This window comes from Achromobacter aloeverae (genome assembly GCF_004121055.1).
In the GTDB taxonomy this organism is placed as follows: Bacteria; Pseudomonadota; Gammaproteobacteria; order Burkholderiales; family Burkholderiaceae_B; genus Bordetella_C; species Bordetella_C aloeverae.
Map to the genome: position 1 here is coordinate 87,520 of NZ_PYAL01000006.1, position 19,279 is coordinate 106,798.

16 protein-coding genes are annotated in these 19,279 nt (G+C 66.9%); all 16 read right to left on the minus strand.

Annotated elements, in window-relative coordinates:
• Positions 1-5: 5 nt before the first annotated feature.
• The 16 genes from C7R54_RS19625 to C7R54_RS19700 all read right to left on the minus strand — a co-directional run bounded on the left by C7R54_RS19625 (position 6) and on the right by C7R54_RS19700 (position 19,210).
• The gene (locus C7R54_RS19625) at positions 6-1,010 is read right to left on the minus strand and encodes a Bug family tripartite tricarboxylate transporter substrate binding protein (protein ID WP_129152131.1); all 1,005 of its coding nucleotides are present in this window, start codon (positions 1,008-1,010) and stop codon (positions 6-8) included.
• A 180-nt stretch (positions 1,011-1,190) separates the two neighbouring features.
• Complete coding sequence (locus C7R54_RS19630) at positions 1,191-2,561, minus strand: MmgE/PrpD family protein (RefSeq protein WP_158021248.1); 1,371 nt, start codon at positions 2,559-2,561, stop codon at positions 1,191-1,193.
• An 86-nt stretch (positions 2,562-2,647) separates the two neighbouring features.
• Positions 2,648-4,048: an MmgE/PrpD family protein gene (locus tag C7R54_RS19635; RefSeq protein ID WP_129152133.1), complete on the minus strand. Its 1,401-nt coding sequence runs from the start codon at positions 4,046-4,048 to the stop codon at positions 2,648-2,650.
• A gap of 50 nt (positions 4,049-4,098) precedes the next feature.
• Positions 4,099-5,073: a Bug family tripartite tricarboxylate transporter substrate binding protein gene (locus C7R54_RS19640; protein ID WP_129152134.1), complete on the minus strand. Its 975-nt coding sequence runs from the start codon at positions 5,071-5,073 to the stop codon at positions 4,099-4,101.
• A 36-nt stretch (positions 5,074-5,109) separates the two neighbouring features.
• Positions 5,110-5,928, minus strand: a complete 819-nt coding sequence (locus C7R54_RS19645; RefSeq protein WP_129152135.1) for an N-acyl homoserine lactonase family protein — start codon at positions 5,926-5,928, stop codon at positions 5,110-5,112.
• A 121-nt stretch (positions 5,929-6,049) separates the two neighbouring features.
• The gene (locus tag C7R54_RS19650) at positions 6,050-7,423 is read right to left on the minus strand and encodes an MmgE/PrpD family protein (RefSeq protein WP_129152136.1); all 1,374 of its coding nucleotides are present in this window, start codon (positions 7,421-7,423) and stop codon (positions 6,050-6,052) included.
• Between the two features lie 12 nt (positions 7,424-7,435).
• Positions 7,436-10,402, minus strand: coding sequence for a tripartite tricarboxylate transporter substrate-binding protein (locus tag C7R54_RS19655; protein ID WP_129152137.1), 2,967 nt, complete (start codon positions 10,400-10,402; stop codon positions 7,436-7,438).
• A 198-nt stretch (positions 10,403-10,600) separates the two neighbouring features.
• On the minus strand, positions 10,601-11,314 hold the full coding sequence (locus C7R54_RS19660; protein ID WP_129152138.1) for an ABC transporter ATP-binding protein: 714 nt from the start codon (positions 11,312-11,314) through the stop codon (positions 10,601-10,603).
• Positions 11,301-12,080 carry an ABC transporter ATP-binding protein gene (locus tag C7R54_RS19665; RefSeq protein ID WP_129152139.1) on the minus strand — a complete coding sequence of 260 codons (780 nt, stop codon included), beginning with the start codon at positions 12,078-12,080 and terminating at the stop codon, positions 11,301-11,303. The genes C7R54_RS19660 and C7R54_RS19665 overlap by 14 nt, the downstream gene beginning before the upstream one ends.
• Entirely contained in the window at positions 12,077-13,066 is a 990-nt protein-coding gene (locus tag C7R54_RS19670) for a branched-chain amino acid ABC transporter permease (RefSeq protein ID WP_129152140.1), read from the minus strand. The genes C7R54_RS19665 and C7R54_RS19670 overlap by 4 nt, the downstream gene beginning before the upstream one ends.
• A gap of 5 nt (positions 13,067-13,071) precedes the next feature.
• Positions 13,072-13,938: a branched-chain amino acid ABC transporter permease gene (locus C7R54_RS19675; RefSeq protein WP_129152141.1), complete on the minus strand. Its 867-nt coding sequence runs from the start codon at positions 13,936-13,938 to the stop codon at positions 13,072-13,074.
• A gap of 18 nt (positions 13,939-13,956) precedes the next feature.
• On the minus strand, positions 13,957-15,114 hold the full coding sequence (locus C7R54_RS19680; RefSeq protein ID WP_192903706.1) for an ABC transporter substrate-binding protein: 1,158 nt from the start codon (positions 15,112-15,114) through the stop codon (positions 13,957-13,959).
• An 81-nt stretch (positions 15,115-15,195) separates the two neighbouring features.
• A complete protein-coding gene (locus C7R54_RS19685) occupies positions 15,196-16,356 on the minus strand; it encodes an ABC transporter substrate-binding protein (protein ID WP_338026213.1) in 1,161 nt (386 codons plus the stop codon).
• Between the two features lie 12 nt (positions 16,357-16,368).
• Positions 16,369-17,148 carry an SDR family NAD(P)-dependent oxidoreductase gene (locus C7R54_RS19690; protein ID WP_129152142.1) on the minus strand — a complete coding sequence of 260 codons (780 nt, stop codon included), beginning with the start codon at positions 17,146-17,148 and terminating at the stop codon, positions 16,369-16,371.
• Positions 17,149-17,160: 12 nt separating this feature from the next.
• On the minus strand, positions 17,161-18,153 hold the full coding sequence (locus C7R54_RS19695) for an NAD-dependent epimerase/dehydratase family protein (RefSeq protein ID WP_129152143.1): 993 nt from the start codon (positions 18,151-18,153) through the stop codon (positions 17,161-17,163).
• 49 nt (positions 18,154-18,202) lie between these two features.
• Entirely contained in the window at positions 18,203-19,210 is a 1,008-nt protein-coding gene (locus C7R54_RS19700) for a Bug family tripartite tricarboxylate transporter substrate binding protein (RefSeq protein WP_129152144.1), read from the minus strand.
• Between the last annotated feature and the right edge of the window lie 69 nt (positions 19,211-19,279).

Here is a 19,279-nt window from a genome sequence, read left to right on the forward strand (position 1 = left end):
GCATGTCAATCGCCCTTCGCGCCCGACGCGCGGGCCACCTCGCCCCAGCGCACCGTTTCCGACTTCATGAACCCGGCAAACGCTTCCGGCGATTCCTGGGTAAACGGCTCGATGCCCAGCTTGTTCAGGCTGGCTTTCACATCGGGCGAATTCACGGCCTGGACCAAGGCCTTGTGCAGCTTGTCCACGATGGGTTTGGGCGTCTTGGCGGGGGCCATGACGCCGAACCAGTTGAAGGCGAGCACCGTGGGCAGGCCGCCTTCCACCGATGTGGGGATGTCGGGCATGATCGAGGCGCGGTGGTTGTCGGTGACCGCGATGGGACGCAGCTTGCCTTCGCTGACCATGGCGAACAGCGCCGGCAGGTCGACAATGATGCCGTCCACGTGGCCGCCGACCGCGTCGGTGATGGCCGGGCCGGCGCCCTTGTACGGCACGTGGACGATGCGGCCCTTGGACGCGATCTTCAATAGCTCGATGGCCAGGTGCGGCAGGCCGCCGTTGCCGGACGAGGCCAACGTGATATCGCGCTTGCGCGACAGCTCCACCAATTCCTTCAGGCTCTTGGCGGGAACATCGGGATTCAACGCGATCAGCTCCGGCGTGGCCGCCACGGTCGTGATGGCGACCAGGTCCTTGAGCGGGTCGAACGGCATATTGCTGTACGTGTGAGGGCTGATCACCAGCGGGCTCGCGCTGCCCAGGGTGATGGTGTAGCCGTCCGGCGCGGCGCGCACCGTGTATTCCGTGCCGATGATGGCGTTGGCGCCGGCTCGGTTGTCCACGATGACCGAACCGCCCAGGATCTGTCCCAGCTTCGGCGCGATGATGCGCGCGACGATATCGTTGGAGCCGCCGGGCGGGAAGCCCACCACCAGGTGGATGGGGCGCGAGGGGTACTTGTCCTCGGCGGCGGCCGGTCCGGCCAGGCAGGCGGCCGCCAACAGGGCGATGGCGGCGGCGCCGGCGCCGGCGCGTATGGAAAGCAGGGATTTCATGCGGTTCAACATAGTGTCTCCTTATTCTTTTGCTTACGTGTCCGGACCGGGTGGCCCAAGACCAGGCCGATTGTCATCCGCCGTGTGCGCCGGAACCATCGCCAGGATGGCGGGAGGGGCTAGGGCGCGCCCCATCCACCGCGAGGGCTGGGAACCCGCCGACGGCCCCTCCGCGGCCTCCCTGCGTTTTCCTTATGCCCGCTTGGCCGCGCTCGATGGGATATCGGCGAACAGGCGCATCAGTTCCGCCACGTTGTCGACGTTCTCGATGTTCGCCACGGTTTCCGCTATTTGCGCCGAACGCTGCGCGCCGAGTACCGGTTGAGTCAGGCTGTCGAACTTGCCGCGCAGCTCGTCATCCGACATCGCGTTCTGGATGGATCCCTTCGGATAGTCCACCTGCGACACGTAACGCGTGCCGTCGTCCATCTCCATGGTCATGCGGCACGACACCCCGCGCGGCAGGCTTGGGTCCACGGTGATCCTTACCCGCTCCGACAGCTTCGTCAGCATGGGCTCCTTCAGGCGCGCGTTGTTGTACTGGGGGAAAAGCGCCTGGCCGTCGGTCAGCGCCACCGCCACCGAGTAAGGCAGGCTGACCTGCGCCTCATGGTAGGTGACCGGATTGGCGTTCTGGTGATACAGGGCCCAATCCGGGTGCCGGGCCATCTCGATGTGCTTCACCTTGTCCAGGTCGGGCGCATGCTTGCGACGGACCTCCAGCGCGCAATCGATGGCGTTGTGGATGGGGCGCGCGCACGAATACGGCTTGAATTCGATATCGAGCGGATATTCGCGGTCCAGGCCCGCCACCAGCTGACCGGGATCGTTCTTGTCCGTGAAGGCCTTCAGGAAGCCGCGCTCACCTTCGAAAATGGTGGCAGCGCCGGTGAAGCCCAGGTGCGCCATCAAGGCTGCGGTCACGCCGTTGCGCGCGGCCGGGCCAGGGTTGAAGCGCTTCTGCATGGACGGGCCGTACATTTCCATCAGGCCGCTCGCTTGCGCGCCGGCCAAGCCCAGCGCCGAGACCATCTGGTCCGCGCTCAGGTTCGCCAGCAAGGATGCCGCCACGGTGGCGCCGAATACCCCGCACGTGGGCGTTGTGTGAAAGCCGCGATTGCGCAGCGAATTGTTCGCCGCCTTGCTGACGCGCTCCATCATTTCGCAACCCGCGGCCAGCGCCGACAGCAGTTGCCTGCCGGTGGCCGAGCCGCGTTCGGCGGTGGCGAGCGCGGCGGAGAACACCGGAGGGCTGAAGTGGAACAGCGCCAGCACGTCGATGTCGTCGAGTTCGACGCTGTGCGACGAAATGGCGTTGGCGAACGCGGCCTGCATGGCGGGCACACGCGCACCGTCGCCGATCAGCGTGGCTTCGCCGTTGCCGCCCGAGGAAAGCGCGAACTTGCGCGCCGCCACGCCACTACCTGTCTGGCTGCCCGACACGGCGACGCCGAGGTAATCCAGCAGCAGGCGCTTCATCGCCTTCCTGTTGGCTTCCGGCAGCTTTTCCGGCTTGAAGGAGAGGAAATGGTCCGCGAGTTGTTGGGCTACTGTCTTTGTCATGATGTTCCTGTCTTGACTGGGGATGAATAAGGGAAAAAATTCGGGAGGAAAGATTCGGGAGGAAAAATTCGTGGCCGGCCGCCGCTTCACCGGCGCGCGGCGGCGAGCAGGGCGATCAGCGCCGCTGGGCTGTCCAGCGTGTCCAGCCGCGCGCATAACTGCACGACCTCGTCGATGTCGGCCGCGCGGAGGCAGGGCGCGGCCACATTGCGGAACTTGTATTCCACGTCTTCCGGCTTCAGCGGGTTCTCGGGACTGCCGCGTCGGTTCAGGATCCGGTGCGCCAGTTCGCGGCCGTCGCGGGTGCGTACCCGTACCGTGGCGGCATGGCGGTATGCGGGGCCCATGGCGTCGATCTCTTCGTCCGCCCGCGCGGTGATGCGGCTGATGAAATCCAGCAGCTTCGGATCCTTGAGGCGGTCCTCGCGGTACTGGTTGACGAACGCCATGCCGTCGTGCGCGATCACGGCCAGCCCGTAGTACAGGTTCATCTGCGCCGCCGTCACGCCCTGGGCCTTGTAGTCCCATGCGCAATGCACGAAGGTCATCTGGCTGACGCCTACATCCAGCGCGGCGATGTCGTCGGGCGCCAGCGCATGGGCCTGCATGATGTGCGCCAGGGCGTCCAGCGCCGAATGGATGCTGGTGACGCTGGCATGCGGCTTGTAGCCGGTCTTGGCCGTTTCCCACACCGTGCCCAGTCCTTCGGTCAGGCGCGCGGCGTTCGGTTCGTCCGAGTACGTGGACAGGTAGCCGCCATAACTGGCTTCCAGCACGTCGGTGATGCCCGTGAAGGCCTTGGCGGCCAGCTGCGCGGCATATACGCCGCTCTGGGCGGCGCGTCCGGAATGGAAGCGCTTGACCATGGCGCCTTCCTGCGCGGCCATCAGGCCGCCGGCCTGCGAGCCGACGATGCCCAGCGCATGCAGCATCCGGTTCGCGTCCAGGTCCAGGCTCCTGCCCGCGGTGCCGGCGGCCACGAAGGCGCCGGAGGTGCCTTGCGGATGGAAGCCGCGGAAGAACAGGCTCATGGTCGCCGCATTGCCCACGCGCGTGCCGACCTCGTAGCCCGTGGCCATGGCGGTGATCACATCGCGCCCGGTCCAGTTGCCGTCGCGCTCGGCGAAGGCCAGGGCGATCGGCGTGGCGATGGAGCCCGGGTGGACGATGGACTCCTTGTGGATATCGTCCAGCTCGAACGCATGGCCGGCGGTCGCGTTCACCAGCACGGCGCCGGCCACGGAGGTCTTGCTATCGCTGCCGAAGATGGACGCGACGGGGGCGGCGTTTTCCTCCTCGACCATTTCCCGCACCTTTTGCGTCCAGGGCAGGGTCGCGCCGTACAGGCAGCAGCCGATGCTGTCCAGCGCGCTGGTCTTGATGCGCGCCACGACCTCGGCGGGCAGGTCCTCATAACGGATCGACGCGGCGAACGCGGCCAGGTCGCGCGTGGCGTTCTCCAACAGGGGCGGCTTGGAACTGCTCATGAATGTGTCTCCATAACGGTGTTCACGCGGTGTTCATACGGTGTCGACGGCTAGTCGATGTGGGTGCCCGAGGCCTTGATGGCCTTGGCCCATTTCTCCGACTCGGCCTGGAGGAACGCGGCGGTCCTGTCCGGCCCCTCGTTGATGATGCTGACGCCCGCGTTGCCGAGGCGCTGCCGCAGGTCGGGCGATTTCAGCGCTTCGTCGAACTTGGCGGCCAGCGTGGACACGATGCCGGGCGGCAGCTTGGCTGGTCCCAGCAGCATGTACCAGGTGGTCACCGAATAGCCCTTCACGCCGCCTTCGGCGATGGTGGGGATCTCCGGCGCGATGGGCGAGCGCGTGCTGCCGGTCTGTCCCAGCGCCCGCACCCGGTTGTCGCGGATATACGGCAGGCTTTCCGAAATGGGCAGCATGGTGATGTCCACGCGATTGCCCAGCAGGTCGGTCATGATGGCGCCGCCGCCCTTGTACGGCACGTGCAGGTAGCGCAGGTCCGACATCGATCGCAAGACTTCGGTGGCCAGGTGCGACGAGCTGCCATTGCCCGAGCTGGCGAAGCGGATGGCGTCGGGGCTGGCCGAGCTGGCCTTCACCAGGTCCGCGATGGAGTGGATGGGAAGGTCGTTCCGGACCATCAGCACCAGCGGCGCCTCGCCCACCAGCGCGATCGGCTTGAAGTCGCCCAGCTTGTATTCGACCTTGCGATAGAGGCTGGGATTGATGGCGATGCCCGGCGTGCTGAACAGCAGGGTATAGCCGTCGGCCGGCGCCGTGGCGGCGGCGTCGAAGGCCAGGTTGCCCCCCGCGCCGGGCCGGTTCTCCACGACGAAGCTGTAGCCGGACAGTTCTCCCACCTTCTGCGTGACCATGCGCGTCACGATGTCGGCGCTGCCGCCGGCGGGGAAGGCCACCAGCACCCGGATGGGACGCGATGGATAGGTGTCGGCCTGCGCGGCGGGCGGCACGGCGCAGGCCAGGGCGGCGGCGGCCAGCCAGGCGCGCACGGGTAAGGTGAGGGGCATAACGGGTCTCCTGGTGGTCGCCATGGGTGGCGTTTGTTATTCGGACGGCATCACGTCAAGCCGAACCGCGATGTCCCGCAGGTCTTCGGACGGCGCCGGATAGCGCCGCATGACCAGCGGGTCGTGGCCCGGCACGATGTGCCGGGGCGAGGCGGCGAGCCTGTGCAGCGTGTCGTAGCCTTCCAGCGCCTGGCCGACGTTGAACATGGTCGTGAAGGCGCGCTTCTTCTCGAAGTGCTCGTAGAAATGGCTGGTGTCGGAGGCCAGCACGACCCAGCCGCGCTGCGTATGCACGCGCACGCATTGCAGGCCGTGCGTGTGGCCGCCGATGTGGTGGATGCTGAGTCCGGGCGCCAGCTCCGCATCGCCGGAATGGAAGACCACGCGGTCCTTGTAGACCATGCGCACCATGCCCGTCACTTCTTCCACCTCGTAGCCATGGTTGAACTGGCGATGCCGCATGTGGCGTCCGGTCGCGTAGGCCATCTCGGCGTCCTGCAGGTGGAAGCGGGCCTTGGCGAAGGTATCGAACGTGCCGACGTGGTCGTAGTGGAGATGCGTGATGATCACGTCCTCGACCTGCGACACGTCGACATCCAGCAGCGCCAGGCTGTCGGCCACCGTGCGCAGCAAGGTGCGGCCGCGCTTCTGCGCGACGTCGGCGCCGAAGCCGGTGTCGACGCAATACACGCGGCCATGGCCGCGCACCAGCCATACGAAATAATCCATGGGCATGGGCGCGTCGTGCGGATCGCCGCCGATGAAATGGTTGTGGCGCCGGGCGTCGCGGGTGGCGTAGCGGATGGCGTAGACCTCGTAGGACGGCAGGTTGGAAGCTCGGTGGGTATCGGTCATTTTTTCTGCTTGGCGTGGGTGTAGCGACGGGAGGGGCGTCGGCGATAGTGGCGGGAGAGCGGTAACGAAAGGGGCAGGGGAAGCGATCGGCGCGGATGCATGGCTGGGGGCGCGGCGTGTGTCAGGACGCGCCGCGCAGCAGGTCGCCCAGCGCACCGGCGGCCGGCAAGGCCTCCAAGGCAAGAACGGTGTCGCGGACGGGACCGACGGCAGCCCCGTGCACGCCGGCCGCCACCGTCTCGAATTTGCGGACGATGTCTTGCGGCGACATGGGGTTCTCGGGCTCGCCCAGGGCGTGGTCCAGCGTGTGGCGCAGCGTGCTGCCGTCTTCCAGCGTGAGCTCGACCACAGCCGGCCGACGGTCGGGATAGCCGGCGTCCAGGCGGTTGTCCGCGCGCACGTCGGTTTTCTCCATCAGCGCGCGGACGCGGGGATCGGCCAGCATGCTGGCGGTGAACCGCGCGGGCGTGGCATCGCCCGCGACCAGCATGGCGGCGATCGAGAAGCCGATGGAGAACTGCGCCTGGTCGGCGTTCAAGGGGGGCTCCACGGCCGCCGCGAACGTGACCGTGTCCACGCTTACGCGTAGGCGGGCGATCCGTGACGCCGTGACGCCTTGCGCGCGCACCAGCGCCGCGACGGCGTCGACCGGCGCATGGTTGCCGCGGCAGCCGCCGTGCACCTTCACATAGGTTTCACCGATATGCCATCGTTCCCCGAGGCCTGCGCCCGCGCGGTCGGCGCGGGCTTCGTCGGCGTAGGCCTTCAGGAATCCATTCTCGAAAATGTCCGGCGTGCCGGTGGCGCCCTGGTCCGCGTACATGGCTGACAGGAGCCCGCCCTCGCTGCTGCGGCCTACCTGCAAGGGCTGGCTGTCGGCGCTCTTGAGCGCCACCTTCAAGCCCGCGCCGTGACTGCATGCAATGGCGACGGCGTGGGCCGCGCGTGCGGCGGGTAGCCCCAGCAGATTGGCGGCCGCGGCGGCCGTGGCGGGAGCGGCCAATATGGCCGTGCTCTGGAAACCGCGTCGTACCGTGGAGGGGTAGATGGCGTGGCCCAGTCGCAGGAACACCTCGTAGCCCACGGCCACGGCTTCGAGCAGCGCCCGACCGGATGCGCCGCGCGCCTGTGCCAGGGCCATCGTCGCGGGAATCACGGCCGACGACGGATGGCCGCCGGTATACCGCGAGCCGTCCTCGAAATACGTGGAGTGGGCCAGCGCGCTGTTGATGATGGCGGCGTCGCGCAAACCGCGGCCCTGGCGGGCGCCCCAGATCGGGAGGGGGCCGTCGCCCTGCAACAGGTTCAGCAACCGGGTGGCGTTGCCTGCCAGCAGGCCGCTGGCGGACGCGGCGATCGTGTCCAGGATGCGCAGCTTCACCGCCTGCGCCACATCCTGGGGCAATGACGCGTAGTGCGTAGCCGCTGCGAAGGCACCCAGGCGGGCAGCCAGCAGGGGCAGGGCCGCGGCGCGGGAATCCAGGGTCTTGGCCATGGCGCGCTCCCTTCAATCCGTTTTCAGGCCGATGGCGTGGATAACATCGCGCCACTTCTGCACTTCCGAACGCACCTTGGCGTTCGCGTCATCCGAACTGTCGGCGATGACCTCCGCGCCTTGCTCGTTGAAGAAATGCTCGATTTCCGGCGACTTCAGTACGGCGACCACGTCCGCGTTCAGCTTCGTGACCACATCCAAGGGCGTGCCGGCCGGCGCGAACAGGCCGTACCAGGTATCGGCCTCGTAGCCCTTCAAGCCGCTCTCGGCCAGCGTGGGCATGTCGCGCAGCATCGAGGGCCGCCGCGCGCTGGTGGAGGCCAGCCCCTTCAGCTTGCCGTTCCTGATCAGCGGGATGACGACGGGCGCGTTGGCGATCATCATCTGCACCTGGCCGCCCAGCAGGTCCGTCATGGCGGGGCCGCTGCCCTTGTAGGGGACGTGCGTAATGGACACACCGGCCATGCTCTTGAATATTTCCGCGGCAAGATGCGGCGGCGTGCCATTGCCGGGCGACGCGTAGTTGAGGACGCCGGGCTTGGCCTTGGCCAGCGCGATCAGGTCCTGCACCGACCGCGCCGGCACCGCCGGATTGAGCACCAGGATGTTGGGCGTATTGGCCACCAGCGTGATTGCCACCGTGTCGCGCGTGGCATCGAAGGGCAGGTTGCGGTACAGGCTCTGGTTGATGGCATGGGTGCCGACGGTGCCCAGCACCAGGGTGTAGCCGTCGGCCGGCGCCCGCGCGCCCGCCTCGGTGCCGATGTTGCCGCCGGCGCCCGCGCGGTTCTCGATGACGACCGGTTGGCCCCACTTCTCGCCCAGTTTCTGCGCCATCGGGCGCGCCAGGATGTCCGTGCCCCCGCCCGGCGGGAACGGCACGATCAGGCGCACGGGACGATCGGGGTAGGGGCCGGCTACCGCCAGGCCGGACAGCGGCAGGATGCAGGCCAGCAGCAGGCCCGAGGCCAGCAGCAAGGCCGTGCTGCGCCGTGCGGCGGACCGGCGCGCGCGGGCGTCCACGCTCAGCGCCACCATCCATGCATCGCGCAGCGCCGCCAGGAAATCCCCCGGTGCGTTGCAGTCGCCGACGCGGGCGTAGGGCACATCGGCCGCCTGCACGGCTGCCACTGCGTCGGTGCGTGGACGCGGGCCGGTGGCAAATACCAGCATGTCGCCGATTTCGACGCGACAGGGCGGCTCTCCCTGCATCTGCACCTCCAGGTGCCGGTCCAGCACGCGCAGGATGCGACATTGGGTGAGAATGCGCGCGCCGCCGGCTGCCAGCCGCTCGACCAATTCGAATTTGTTGTTGCGCGCCATGCCGTTTGCGATCGTTGCCTGGATTTCAACGAGGGTGACGTGGACGCCCCGCTCGCGCAGCGCATCGGCTGTCTCCGCGCCCACCATGCCGCCGCCTACGATGGTTGCTTTCATGCCGGGGCGCAGCGCTTCCAGGTCGGCCAGCAGTTCCCACGCATGCAGCACCCGTACGGCGGGCGCCAGTGCGCCGACGTCCATGGGCGGTGGGGCGGGTTGGGCGCCGGTGGCCACAACCACATAATCGGGCGCATGGGCCCGGATGCGCGCGGCATCGGCCTCGATGCCGGTCAATACTCGCACGCCCAGGCGGCGCGCCGCGTTCCAGCGATAGCTCCATACGGGCTCGACTTCCATCTTGTCGGGCGCGGCGATCGCCAGCGGAACCTGGCCACCTGGCGCGTCGCCCTTTTCCCAGACTTCCACGTCGTGACCGCGGCCCTTCAGGATGCGTGCAGCCTCCATGCCCGCTATGCCCGCGCCAAGCACCAGGACGCGCTGGCGCGGCTCGGACGGCGCGGCGAACAGTTGCGGCTCCGCATGCTCCAGCGCTTCGAATTCCGTGCCTATCATCGGATTGGTCGCGCAGGAAACGTCCTTTTCCAGCGTCAACCGCTCGAAGCAGACGTTGCAGGCGATACATTGCCGGATGGGCGCGTCCAGCTTGCCGAACGCCTTCAGGCACCAATGCGGGTCCGCATACAACGCGCGTCCAACCGATACGAAATCGGCGCTGCCCGATGCCAGTACCGCCTCGGCGTCCGCGGGCTCGACGATGCGTCCGGCCACGAAGACGGGAATCTTCACCGCCTGCTTGATCGGCCGCGCCGTATCGGCGAGGCACCCGCGCGGAAAGGACGGCGGCTGGATGCAGAACTTCGACAACTGCGGGCTTTCATTGCTGCCGCCTGAAAGGTCGATGGCGTCGGCGCCTTCCTGTTCCACCGCTTGCGCCAATGCCACGATGTCCGCCTCGGTATAGCCGCCTTGCGCGAACTCGCTGGCGCTCAGGCGGATGACCAGGCGCAGGTCGGGCAGGGCATCGCGCAGGCGTCGCATCGTCTCCAGCAGCAGGCGCATGCGGTTGGCCAGGGATCCGCCGTAAGCGTCATCGCGGTGGTTGATGCGGGGGCTGAAGAATTGCTGGAACAGGTAGCCGTTGGCGGCGTGGATCTCGACGCCGTCATAGCCCGCCAGCCAGAGCCGCCGCGCGGCCGCGACGAACAGCTTCTGTATTTCCACGATCTCGCGCACCGCCAGCGCCCGCACCTCGTCGCCCGTGTTCGGATTGAACCAGGGCGACGGACCCACCGGTTCCATGTTCAGCACCGACCGGCGCAACAGCGCGCCGCGATGGTTCAACTGTCCGAACACATGGCAGTCGTGCTGCTTGATGGCGTCGACGATGCTGGCCAGGCCGGGGATGAACCGGTCGTGATAGCAGCACAGGGAATTGTTGTGGGGCCGCGCCCGCTCGGTCACCACCATGGCCTCGGTCATGATCATGCCGACGCCGCCGCGTGCGCGTTCCGCGTAATACTGCTTGTCGCGCTCTGTGGACAGCCCGTCGGTGGTGCTGTAGTTGGTGCCCATGGGCGCCATGACCACGCGGTTCTTCAGGCGCAGGCCGCCTATGAATCCAGGCTGTTCGAGCAGCATGGGCAAGGTCTCCTAGTCTTTTTTCTGGTCCTTCCTAGATGCCGTGGCGCGGATATCGTCATGCATCGAAGCGGTCCAAATCAGTCTAATTGTCGTGTTCAGTGCGATCAATCTGGCGAAAATAAAAACACTGATGAACTTGGTTCAGTAATTGAGGCGTGCGAGCCCGCGCGGCCCTATCCCCTCGCGACAGGCAGCCTAGACGCCCAGATAGGCTCGGCGCACGGAGGGGTCCGCAAGCAGGTCCTGGCCGCTGCCCGACCGCGTGACGGCGCCCTGTTCGAAAACATAGGCTTGCGCCGCCAGGCTCAATGCCAGGCGCGCGTTCTGTTCCACCAGCACCACCGAAATGCCGCTTTCCTCGTTCAGGCGCTGTATGGCAAGCGCGATCTCCGCGACGACCTTGGGCGCAATGCCCAGCGACGGTTCGTCCAGCATCAGGATGGACGGGCAGGACATCATGGCGCGGCCGATGGCCACCATCTGCTGTTCGCCGCCGGACAGCGATCCGGCCATCTGGCGGCGTCGTTCGGCGACCTTGGGGAACAGGGCGTAGACCTGCTCCAGGGCGTTGCGACGCCGCGCGCCGTGGCGCACGGTGTGCGCGCCTACTTCCAGGTTCTCCAGCACGCTCATCCGGGGAAACAGGCGGCGTCCTTCCGGCGACAGCGCGATGCCGCGCGCCACGCGATGCGCGGCGCTGGTCCGGTCGATGCGCTCGCCGTCCATCGTCAACGTGCCGGAAGACAGCCGCTTCAGGCCCATCAAGGCCTTCAGCGTGGTGCTCTTGCCGGCGCCATTGGACCCGATCAGCGCCACGATACGGCCAGCCTCGATCGTGAAGGAAGCTGCGCGCACGGCGGCGAGCGCTCCGTAGTGGACGACGATGTCCTTGGCTTCAAGCGTCGGCATGTTGCGGGGTTCCCAGGTAGGCTTCGATCACGGCCGGGTCGTCGCGGATCTGTTGCGGCGTGCCCTCGGCGATCTTCCGGCCCTGCACCAGCACCACAATGCGTTCGCAGGTATCCATGACCAGCGCCATGTGGTGCTCGACGAAGAGCAGGGTCAATTTGTATTCGCTGCGCAGGCGCTTGAGCAGCCTGCCGAATTCCGCGCATTCTTCCTGGTTCAGGCCCGCGGCCGGTTCGTCCAGCAGCAGCAGCGTCGGTCGCGTTGCCAGGCCGATGGCCACGCCCAGGCGCTTCTGGTAGCCGTAGGCCAGCTCGCCCGCCAGCTTGCCGCCGTAGCGGTCCAGGCCCGTTACCGCCAGCACTTCGTCCGTGTGCTTTCTCAACGCGCGCATCGCGTTGCGATAGGCGCTGCCGCCCAGCAGCTGGCTGAACAAGGACGCATCGAGCGTCGAGATCGCTCCGCGGAAGACGTTTTCCGCCACCGTGGCGGCGGGATAGACCGCGGCGGACTGGAAGGTGCGCGCCAGGCCGTGCCTGACCACCTTGCTGGCTTGCATCCCGGCGATTTCCCTGTCGCCGAAGATGACGCTGCCGGCGCTGGGCCGCAGCGCGCCGCTGACCAGATTGAATGCCGTGCTCTTGCCGGCGCCGTTGGGGCCGATCAGGCCCATGATCTCGCCCTCGTTCACGTCGAAACTGAGTTCGTCCACCGCCTTCAGCCCGCCGAAGAATTTGGACAGGTCGCGCACCCGCAGCAGCACGTTCATGTTTGGCCCCCGCGCCGGCGCGACGAGAAGAGGCCGGCAATGCCTTGCGGCAGGAACTTGAGGATCAGGATCAGCGTGATCCCGTAGAAAATGTTCTGCGATTGCACGGCGCCGCGGAACAGCTCGGGCAGCGGCGTCATGATCAGCGCGCCCACCAACGGCCCGAGGACTGAATGGCGTCCGCCGACCACCAGCATGATGATGGCCGCGATGGACACCTGCGCATTGAAGGACTCCGGCGATACGTAGCCGACATAGCGCGCCAGGAAGGCCCCGGCCAGCCCCGCCATGGCGCTGCCGGCGACGAAGGCGAACAGCTGGTGGTCCTGCACGCTCAGGCCGCTGGCCTCCGCCAGCGCCGGGTTCTGCCCGACCGCGTCCAGCGCGTGCCCGCGCGGCGTGCGGAACAGCGCCCACAGGAACAGGATGGACAGGGCCGCCAGGGGCGCCGCCACGCAATAGAATGCCGGCTTCGTATCGAGCACGAAGCCGAACAGCGAGGCCGGCGGGATGTTGGCGATGCCGTTGGCGCCTCCTGTCAGGTCCGCGGCTTCCAGCAGCCCCAACCGTACCAGCTCCCCGAATGCGAACGTGATCAACACGAAGTACACGCCGCGCAGGCGCAGGATGGCCGACCCCAGCAGCCAGGCCAGCAAGGCCGCGGCCAGCACGCCCGCCGCCGTCGCGGGCAGGAAGGGCACGCCCAGCTTCATGGACAGCAGCACCGACACATAGGCGCCCACGCCCATGAAGGCGCCATGGCACAGGGACAGCTGTCCCACCCGTATCAGCATGGACAGGCCGCTGACCACCACCACGTTCAGGCAAACCAGCACGGCCAGGTGCACGTAGAACTGGCTGTCCGTCAGGAAGGGCAGCGCCAGGAGCACCAGCACCGCCAGCGCGGACAGCGGCGCCCGCCGTCCCGGCGGCGCGTCGCGCGCGTCGGACAGCGCGCTGGCGGGCATGGTGTTCTGCTTCTCCATCGTTATCACTCCGCTTTGCCCAGCAGGCCCGTCGGCCGGAATATCAGCATCACGATGACCAGGGCGAAGATCATCATGTCGGCCGTGCTGCCGCTGAAAAAGGTGCTGCCCAGGCTCTCGGCCAGCCCCAGCAGCAGGCTGGCCAGGGCGGCGCCCGGTATGCTGCCCAGCCCGCCCAGCACCACCACGATGAAGGCCTTGAACAGCGGCGCGCCGCCTATGAAGGGCGACACCGAGAACACCGGCGCCATCAGCGCGCCGGCGATGGCCGCCAGGCCGACGCCCAGGCCGAAGCCCAGCGGGTACACGATATGGGAGCGGATGCCCTGCGCCGTGGCGATCTCCATGTCCTGCACCACCGCACGCAAGGCGCGGCCGCTGCGCGTATGCATGAGGAACAAATACAGTGCCGCCAGTACCAGCGCCGAGAACACCACCACGTAAAGACGCGACACGGGCATGATGATCTCGCCCAGCGCGATCACGCCCTCCGCCGGCGCCGGCATCGATTGGGGGTCAGGGCCGAACAGCATCAGCGCGCCGTTCTGCAGGATCATCGCCAGGCCCAGCGTGGCGATCAGGCCGTTCAATTCGTCGCCGCGGAAGGACTTGAGTATGAACACCTCGACTCCCCAGCCAAATGCCAGCGCCAGGACGAAGGCGACCAGCACCGCCACGAGGAAAGGCATGCCGTACTGCGTCACGCAGACGAGCGCGGCGAAGGCGCCCAGCATGTAGAACTCGCCATGGGCGAAATTGGCGATGCGCATTACCCCGAAAACCAGGGTGAAGCCGATGGCGATCAGCAGGTATAGCAGGCCGATGATGATGCCGTTGGTCAGCGCCTGGCCGAGGAGGAAGGTGAAGTTCACGGCGGTTCCCCGTACGGCCTACCGGCAGGCGGCAAGCGTGCATGTCGCGGCTATCGCTTCCTTGCCGTCATGCACCTTGGAAAGGAAGAAGGGCGCGTCGATCTGCTGGTTCGAGCCGTAGATCGCCTGGCCCGTCCAGTTGCTGGTGCCCAGGATGCCCCTGTAGTCCTTGATGTCGATCAGCGCCGTGCGGACCTTGTCGGAATCGCTGACGGTGCCCGCGTCCGAAATGGCCCGCAGCAGCATGTGGGTGCCGTCATAGAACGACGGGCTGAAGCCGTTCATGGTCTTCTTGTACTTTGCCTGGTAGCGGTCCGCGTAGGCCTTCACGGCCGGGTTGCCGGGATCGAACTGGGTGTAGACGATCATGCCCTCCACCGCCTTCGGTCCCGCCACGGCCACGATTTCCGCGGTCGCCGGGCCGCCGCTGCGTATGAACATGCCCTTGAATCCAAGCTCCCGCGCCTGTTTGGCGATCAGCCCCGCGGTGGCGGGCGAGATGCCGTTCAGCTCGATGGCATCGACCCCCTTGGCCATCAGGCCCGTGATCAGGGGCACCATGTCTACGCGGTCGCGTTCGAAGTAGGCGTAGGCCGCGAAGGGATACCCCGCTTTCTGGTATGCCTTGGACAGGTATTCGTACTGTTGCTGGCCCGACTCGTCATTGACGAACAGTCCGCCGACCTTGTGCGCGCCCGCCACCTTCGTCACCCAGTCGATCATGGGCTGCGCGGTCTCGACGCTGGTCAGCACCGGCCGGAACGAAAACGGTTTGTCCGGCGCCAGTGCCTTGGACGTGAACGCCAGCATCATCAGCAAGACCTTGTTCTTCTCGGTGATGGGAGCCAGGGCCAGCACGGGCGCGGACCCGGTCGGCCCGATGATGAACTTCACCTTGTCCTCGTACACCAGGCGGTTCATCGCCGTCACGGCTTCATTGGCCTGGTACTTGTCGTCGTACGCCACCAGCTCGACGCGGTACTTCTTCCCGCCCACGTCCAGGCCGCCCTTGGCGTTCACGTCGTCGGCGGCCAGCTCGGCGCCGTACAGCATGCCTTGTCCCCAGGCCGCCCCGGGACCGGACAGCGTCACGACGGCGCCCAGCTTCAATACTTCCTGTCCTTGCGCTGTTCCAGCAGCGCACAACAACGCGGCAAGCAGATAACGCTTGATCATGATCGTCTCCCGAAAGATCGGCCTGGCGCGGTCCGGCCGCGCGGCGCTCCATAGTTAGTATTCTGTCGGTGCCGTCGGTACCTACTCACACGCTTGCACCGAGCACCGTGCCCGGATCTCTTCCTTGCCGTCCTTCACTTCCGCCAGGTAGTAGGGCACGTCCACCTGGTGAGCGATGCCGTAGGCTTCCTTGCCCGTCCAGTTGGTCACGCCCATGATCCCCTGGTAATTCCTGATGGCCTCCAGCGCCTTGGCCACCTGGTCGGTATCGGTCACCGTGCCGGCTTGCTGCATGGCCTGGAACAGCATGTGCGTGGCGTCATGGAAGGACGGGCTGAAGCCGTTCATGGTCTTCTTGTACTTGGCCTGGTAGCGGTCGGCATAGGCCTTGATGGCGGCATTGCGAGGGTCCAGCGGCGTATACACGATCATGCCTTCGGCCGCGGCCTTGCCGGCCACGTTCACGATCTCGGGCGTGGCGGGACCGCCGCTGCGGATGATCAGCCCCTTGAAGCCCAGCTCGCGCGCCTGTTTCACGATCAGGCCCGACGTCGTGGGCGCGTTGCCGTCCAGTTCGATCGCGTCCACGCCCTGCGCCATCAGGCGCGTCAGCAAGGGCGCCATGTCCAGGCGGTCCCGTTCGAACAGTTCCTTCGCCGCCAGCGGCGCGCCTGCCTTCGCATAGGCCTTTTCCAGGTCGACGATGATCTTCTGGCCCGTTTCGTCGTTCGGGAACAGTGCACCGACCTTCTTGATGCCCCGGGCCCTGGCCACCCAGGCGATCTGCGCGGGCGCCGTTTCACTGGTGGTCAGGATGGGCCGGAATGAATACGGCTTGTCCGGGCCGAGCGACAGCGGCGTGAAGGCCATGGTCATGGTGATGACCTTGTTCTTCTCCGTGATGGGCGCGATGGCCAGTTGCGTGGCGCCGCCCATCGGCCCGATGATGAACCTGACCTTGTCATCGAAAATCAGCCGGTTGACCGCGGTGACGGCTTCGTTGGCCTGGTATTTGTCGTCGTAGGCGACGACCTGCACCTTGTAGCGCTTGCCGGCCACTTCCAGTCCGCCCTTGGCGTTCACGTCGTCGGCCGCCAGTTCGGCGCCATACTGGATCGCCTGGCCCCAGGCCGCGCCGGGACCGGACAGGCTGCCCATGGCGCCGATCTTCAGCACTTCCTGCGCGTGTGCCCCGCCGGCCGCGAGCAGCAGCACGGCCGCCGTCATCCATCGCATTTTCATGGTCCTGGCTCCTCAGTTCGGCTTGGCAGGCTGGAAGGCTGCCGACGTGCCGCCGTCGATGGGCAATACGGCGCCCGTGACGTAGCGCGAGGCATCGTCCAGCAGGAAACGGATGACCGGCGTCACATCGGCCGGCATGGCCACGCGCCCCAGCGGCGACAGGCCCGATACGGTGTAGCCGTTATGGCCCGCGTCGGCGGCCAGCTTGCGAGTCATGGCGGTGTCCACCGTCGACGGCGCGACGGCGTTCACCAGGATGGCCTTGGAGGCCAGCTCCACGGCCAGCACCTTCGCGATCTGCGTCAGCGCCACTTTCGACGCCCCATAGCCGCCGCCCCCCACCTTGGGGCGGATCGCCGCGATGGACGCCACGAAGACGATCCGCGACGGCGCATCCGCGCTGGCGCGGCTTTCCAGCAGGGGCAAGGCGTGCTTGGCGCACAGCCACGCTCCCTTGGTGTTGACGTCGAAGAGCGCGGTGAAGTCTTCTTCGCGCATCGACAACAGGGGGCCCGTGCGGAAGATGCCGGCGGAGCACACCAGCGCGTCCACGGCGGGCGTTTCCTTCGCGATGGCGGCGAAGGCCTTGGCCACCGACGCGGCGTCCGCCACGTCGCACCGCAGCGGAACGAAGCGTCCGCCGGCGTCGCCTCCGGCATGCATGGCCGCGGTTTGCGCCAGCCCGTCGTGCGACACGTCCATGCCATACACGGTCCAGCCGCTGGCGAGCAATTCGCGGCACACGTCCTGTCCTATGCCTGAACCAGCCCCGGTCACGACAGCATTCTTCATGGCATCGGTCTCCTAGTTCATGGCCGCATCGCGGCCTTCGCACCACCTCACCAGGCGCTGGATGCCTGCTTCCAGGCTGACCTGCGGCTCCCATCCCAATGCCTCGCCGATCGCCTCGCGGCTGAAGGCCATGTGCTTGCCCACCGAGGCTCGCACGTGGGTAGGGGTGCTGCTGTATTCGGGCTGCAGGTCCGACCCCATGACCTTCAGCAGCGTTCGCACCAGGTCGTTCAGGGAGGTGGCCGTGCCGGTCGCCACGTTCAGGCTGACGCCCGATATGTCGGCGGCCATGGCCATGACATTGGCGCGGGCCACGTCCGCCACGTGGATGTAGTCGTGAACCTCTTCGCCGTCGTCCGGAATGACGGGCCGTTCGCCACGCTTGATGCGGTCGTAGTTTTCCAGGATGTATAGCGCGTTCACGCCGCGATAGTGCTGGCGCTCGCCATACACCGTGGAGTAGCGCAGTGCGACCGACTGGATGCCGTACTTCTGGTGGTACAGGCGGCACAGGTTCTCGCCGATGATCTTCGAGGCCGAATACAACGCCGCCGCGGGCTGGAAGGCGGCCCAGTTGAACGCCGTGTCCTCGGCCATGACGCCGGCTACGGGTTCGCCGTAGATGGCGGTGGACGACGAGAAGATCACGCGCTTCACCCCTTGGTAGCGGCAGGCCTCCATGACGTTGGCCTGTCCCTGCACGTTCACCGACAGGCCCAGCCCGGGATTCCGCGCCAAGGGTAGCGTCAGGAACGCCGCCACCGAGAACAATCCCGAAGCGCCCTCGCAGGCGTCGTAGAGCTCGTGCATGCGCAGGATGTCGCCCCGCACCACCTTGATGCGCGGATCGGCTTTCAACGCCTTCACGGCCTCCGGCGCGCTGAGCGAATAGTTGTCGAACAGCAGCACCTGCCCGGCGCCGGCGTCCAGCAGCTGCTCGGTGATATGCGAGCCGATGAGGCTGACGCCACCGGTGATGACGAATTTGTTGCCTGCGATTTTCATCTGGGTTTTCCTCTTTTTCCCTTGTTCGTTGCGGGCCGGGAGGCGTGGGTCAATCCTGCGGAGGGATGCCCGCCGCCTTGATGAGCGTCCCCCAGTTGTCGATCTCGCTTTTCAGGAAAGACGAGAACTGGGCGGGTGTGGATTGCTTCACCGCCAGGCCTAGCGCGGCGTATTTCTGCTGCAGGTCCTTGCTGTCGAGCGCCGTGTTCAGGGCCTTCGAAAGGCGGGCGGTCACGTCGGCGGGCAGCCTGGCGGGGCCGCCCAGCGCGAACCACACGACCAGCTCGTAGCCGGGCGCGCCGGATTCATTGATGGACTTGATGTCGGGCACGACCGGAAAGCGGCCCTTGGTGGTCACGCCCAGGGCCTTGAGCTTGCCGCCTTCGATCTGCGGGATCGCCAGCGAGAGGTCGACGAACATGAAGTCGACGCGGCCGGACATGACGTCGGTCAGCGCCTGTGGCGAGCCCTTGTAGCCCACCGGCGTGGTCTTGATGCCGCCCATGCTGACCAGCTTGGCCGCGGCCACCTGCGCGCTGCCCGATCCGTAGCCATAGGTGAGCTTGCCGGGATTGCCGCGGCCCAGGTCGAACAACTGCGCCGTGTCATTCGCGGCGAAGCCGGGCGCCGCCACCAGCACGATGGGCGACTCGGCGATCATGCCGATCGGCGTCAGGTCCTTCAAGGGGTCGTACGGCAGCTTCCTGAACAGCGACACGTTGCTGGCGCCCGTCGTCACGCCCAGCAGCACCAGCGTGTAGCCGTCGGGCGCCGCGTTCACCGTGGCGTTGACGCCGATGATGCCCTGCGCGCCCGGCTTGTTGTCGACGATGATGGGTTGCCCCAGGTCCCTGGACATCTCGTCGGCAACCTGGCGCGCGACGGTATCGGTGGCGCTGCCCGCGGGAAAGGGCACCACCAGCTTGATGGGGTGGTCGGGATACGTTGCGTGCGCGGCGGCGAAGCCGCAACACAACGCCAGCGCCAGCCCCGCGCCTAGTTGCTTGAGCCGGTCCAGCGCCCGGGCGGCGTGCGATCCTGCTGTGTTCTTGTTCATGGGTTTCTCCAGGAGGCCATGGGCCGATGCCAGGATCGGCGCGCGACAGGCCATATCGCGCGTGAAGGC

Bases quoted from the DNA above. Each gene is read 5' to 3' on its own strand.
- C7R54_RS19685 (WP_338026213.1), bottom strand. From the start codon at position 16,356: ATGAAAATGCGATGGATGACGGCGGCCGTGCTGCTGCTCGCGGCCGGC.
- C7R54_RS19680 (WP_192903706.1), bottom strand. From the start codon at position 15,114: ATGATCAAGCGTTATCTGCTTGCCGCGTTGTTGTGCGCTGCTGGAACA.
- C7R54_RS19635 (WP_129152133.1), bottom strand. From the start codon at position 4,048: ATGAGCAGTTCCAAGCCGCCCCTGTTGGAGAACGCCACGCGCGACCTG.
- C7R54_RS19630 (WP_158021248.1), bottom strand. From the start codon at position 2,561: ATGACAAAGACAGTAGCCCAACAACTCGCGGACCATTTCCTCTCCTTC.
- C7R54_RS19655 (WP_129152137.1), bottom strand. From the start codon at position 10,402: ATGCTGCTCGAACAGCCTGGATTCATAGGCGGCCTGCGCCTGAAGAAC.
- C7R54_RS19700 (WP_129152144.1), bottom strand. From the start codon at position 19,210: ATGAACAAGAACACAGCAGGATCGCACGCCGCCCGGGCGCTGGACCGG.
- C7R54_RS19690 (WP_129152142.1), bottom strand. From the start codon at position 17,148: ATGAAGAATGCTGTCGTGACCGGGGCTGGTTCAGGCATAGGACAGGAC.
- C7R54_RS19650 (WP_129152136.1), bottom strand. From the start codon at position 7,423: ATGGCCAAGACCCTGGATTCCCGCGCCGCGGCCCTGCCCCTGCTGGCT.
- C7R54_RS19640 (WP_129152134.1), bottom strand. From the start codon at position 5,073: ATGCCCCTCACCTTACCCGTGCGCGCCTGGCTGGCCGCCGCCGCCCTG.
- C7R54_RS19665 (WP_129152139.1), bottom strand. From the start codon at position 12,080: ATGAACGTGCTGCTGCGGGTGCGCGACCTGTCCAAATTCTTCGGCGGG.
- C7R54_RS19660 (WP_129152138.1), bottom strand. From the start codon at position 11,314: ATGCCGACGCTTGAAGCCAAGGACATCGTCGTCCACTACGGAGCGCTC.
- C7R54_RS19625 (WP_129152131.1), bottom strand. From the start codon at position 1,010: ATGTTGAACCGCATGAAATCCCTGCTTTCCATACGCGCCGGCGCCGGC.
- C7R54_RS19670 (WP_129152140.1), bottom strand. From the start codon at position 13,066: ATGGAGAAGCAGAACACCATGCCCGCCAGCGCGCTGTCCGACGCGCGC.
- C7R54_RS19695 (WP_129152143.1), bottom strand. From the start codon at position 18,153: ATGAAAATCGCAGGCAACAAATTCGTCATCACCGGTGGCGTCAGCCTC.
- C7R54_RS19645 (WP_129152135.1), bottom strand. From the start codon at position 5,928: ATGACCGATACCCACCGAGCTTCCAACCTGCCGTCCTACGAGGTCTAC.